Genomic DNA, 3,074 nt, shown 5'->3' on the forward strand with positions numbered 1-3,074 from the left:
CAAGCTTGTGTTCTGAGATGGAGAGCTTTATTGTAAACCAATCTTACACAGCCCAATGTGCGCCGCAATAGCGACTCTTGTGTTGGTGTGGGGTAAAATCGAAACGAATAGGCTTTTTCCATGTCTCACATTTTAGCATATATTTCGTAAACGATGCTCATATTTAACAGTAAAGCCGTCGTAGAACGACGGGGTTTCAGACCCAAAATTTCCGATGAATTGTCGGACAATGGGGGAAAGCATAATAATCGGGGTCGGCGGCCTTTCCCCAAGGAAAGTCATCGGCATTTTGATCAAGCCATTCCATCCCCTCCTTGAGACTTAATCCCCGGGAATCGGTTTCCTGTTGACCTTGGGCCGCTTTTAAGTCCCGAAAATTAAGGCTGCCAGAGGTTGAACGAGAGTTAAAAAGGGTTTGCGGGATGAGAGGGCAAGTTTTCCCAGGCTTTCCTATGGTTTGCCGGACTTTTCGGGTTTAACCTCCGTCACACGCCAACTGAGTTTTAAATTCATCCAGAAGTTCCAAACAGTAACCATAGCGATCGCAATTAAGTTAGCAATATAACGATTAATATGTAAGACATTGAAGAAAAAGTTCAAGAGCAGCACGTTGAGGATCAAACCGGCCAAACAAATAAGATTAAATTTAAGAAAACGTTTCAGACGCTGCTGCCACTGATTTTGGCCAGTGGACAAATCGCCAAAAGTCCAGCGATCATTCCAGAGAAAATTATTAATAATGGCCACCTCGGCGGCGATAATCTTACTGCGAGTTACTCCCCAAGCGAGGGTAGTGGGATCGCTGAGGAGATATAAGATGGCCATATCGACGAATAGGCCACTAAACCCGACTAAACTAAAGCGAAGAAAGCGAGCGAGGGGGAATTGCCAACGCCTTTTCAGGCCACCGAAACGACCGCGGGAACGCAATTTCAGCAGGTGCAGGATATATTCGATGTATTGTTGCCAGGTGACTTTGCTTTCGCCGTCTTGACGCTCTTGGAAAACGTAACCCACTTCGGCGATCCGGTCGATATTGCCGCGGCCGATAACTTCGAGGAGGATTTTATAGCCCATCGGGTTTAAGATCGGGCCAGCGATCGCTTGTCGATTAACCATGAAATAGCCACTCATCGGATCCGATACCCGTCCCACCACGTTAGGCAGAATGACTAATCCCAACAGCTGCGCCCCCCGGGAGAGGAAGCGTCGAGTCAGACTCCATTGGCTGACTCCACCCCCTTCCACATGGCGACTAGCCAGGGCGAGATCGGCTCCGGCTCTGGTTTGCTCGAATAATTTTAATAACACTTCCGGGGGATGCTGTAAATCGGCATCGATGACCCCAAGGATGTCGCCCCGTGCCACTTGCCACCCCCGTACCACTGCCGAGGATAGGCCTTTTTCTCCCTCCCGGCGCAGCACTCGCAGCTGGGGATATTCAGGGATTAAAGACGCAGCGACTTCCCAAGTGCGATCAGGACTATTATCATCGACAACGATCAGTTCGTAATCGTTGGGAAGGGCTTCGTCAAGTATTTGACTGAGAATGTTGACTAATTGAACGATATTTTGCCGTTCATTGTAGGTGGGAATGACTAGAGACAGGCTGAGAGGATAATTTTTTTCTGCTTCTAGGTTGCCGTCGTCCGGGGGAGGAGGAGATAAAGGTACCTGTAGATCTCCTGTGGGGGGAGTTAAGAGAGACTGCTGTACCTTCATGAAAAATTTGACCTCACTCGCGGTTGATTTAGCTATAGACGCACTGACAACGGCAGAAGATTCTGAATGCTTTTGGCAACCTAACCTATTGAACCATACCTTTGTCGTCTCTTGGGCGGACACAAGCATTGATTAACCGGTACTATCGGCCATGACTCGTAAACCCAAGACACTGTGGTGTTGATCGGGAAGGCAAAAGGTGCGATTGGCACTGCGTAGGTGCCTAGCTTCATCGCCCCAACTGCCCCCTCGCACTAAACGGGCGGAACGATAACGGGGCTGCAAGCGAGTATCCCTGTCTAACCAAGCACTACCATCCAGGGGCGGGGTTCCCTCGTAATTCCGGTGCCAGCTATCGGCGCACCATTCGCCCACGTTGCCGTGCATATCGTAGAGACCGAAATTATTGGGGGCGAAACTGCCCACCGGGGTAGTCCTAGCCAGATAGGCGCCGGCTGGTTCTTCCGCGTAGGGATCATAGACGGCAAAGTAATTGGCGCGCTCGCTGGTGAGGGTTTCCCCGCAGTAAAAGGGGGTGGTTGTACCGGCGCGACAGGCGTATTCCCAGCGTGATTCACTCGCTAGTCGGTAATCTTTGCCGGTGGATCGGGAGAGTCTTTGACAAAATTCGATCGCCTCGTACCAGGAGACTCTCTCTACGGGTAAGTTATCGCCTTGGAAAAAGGAGGGCGCCGGGTTGAGTTCGAGATTAATTTTCGGCAGTTGGGCGATCGCTCGCCATTGTGCTTGGGTGATCGGGTATTTGCTCAGAAAAAAGGCCGCCGTCGTCAGGGAATTTTCTGGTTTTTCACTGCTAGTATGATCGCCTCTTTCTTCATTTTTCGAGCCGCGTCGAAAACTGCCCCCCGGAATGGCTACCATTTCTAGTTCGCTGCCGTTGCCTAGGGGTTCGCGCCAGGAGCGAGCGCTACCCTGACGGCGATCGATAATTTGCCCTCGACGATCAACGGTAACTGTTTCAAAGCTATATTCTGTCCACTGGAGATTTTGCGAATTTACTGGGCGAATTTGCCGCAAAAATTCCTCTATTGCCTCTATATTCTCGGCACTAGCTTGGTTTTGGTCGGCAGAATAACTGAGCCGAGAGGAGAGAAGGGTAGCTAGTCCGGCACTTCCTCCGGCTAGGGCCGCTAATTTCAGCAAACTACGTCGGTTTAAGAGGGGATTAGGGGGATAGTTCATATTTTTAGGAGACTGGTCTGATATTTAGGCATTTCTAATCTTGATAGAAACGACTTTTTACTAAACAATAGGCTCTTTCATCGCCGTCACGACTGGCGGGATCGGAGTTTTCGGTATTACCTACTGTTATATAATCGCAAATTTCCCAG

Annotated in this window: 3 protein-coding genes; all 3 read right to left on the reverse strand. The window is 50.0% G+C overall.

What is annotated here, in order from left to right; translation table 11 throughout:
- Nucleotides 1-122 (reverse strand): helix-turn-helix domain-containing protein (locus tag PX481_RS06030; protein ID WP_288093985.1); only part of this gene is annotated, 122 nt, incomplete at its 3' end.
- A 328-nt stretch (nucleotides 123-450) separates the two neighbouring features.
- Nucleotides 451-1,722 (reverse strand): glycosyltransferase, encoded by a 1,272-nt coding sequence (locus PX481_RS06035; RefSeq protein ID WP_004159347.1) that lies wholly within the window; start codon nucleotides 1,720-1,722, stop codon nucleotides 451-453.
- A gap of 132 nt (nucleotides 1,723-1,854) precedes the next feature.
- Nucleotides 1,855-2,925, reverse strand: coding sequence for a formylglycine-generating enzyme family protein (locus PX481_RS06040; protein ID WP_004159350.1), 1,071 nt, complete (start codon nucleotides 2,923-2,925; stop codon nucleotides 1,855-1,857).
- Between the last annotated feature and the right edge of the window lie 149 nt (nucleotides 2,926-3,074).

The sequence above is a fragment of the Microcystis sp. M53603_WE2 genome (genome assembly GCF_030065435.1).

Coding starts and splice junctions, on each gene's coding strand:
- PX481_RS06035 (WP_004159347.1), bottom strand. CDS start 1,722: ATGAAGGTACAGCAGTCTCTCTTAACTCCCCCCACAGGAGATCTACAG.
- PX481_RS06040 (WP_004159350.1), bottom strand. CDS start 2,925: ATGAACTATCCCCCTAATCCCCTCTTAAACCGACGTAGTTTGCTGAAA.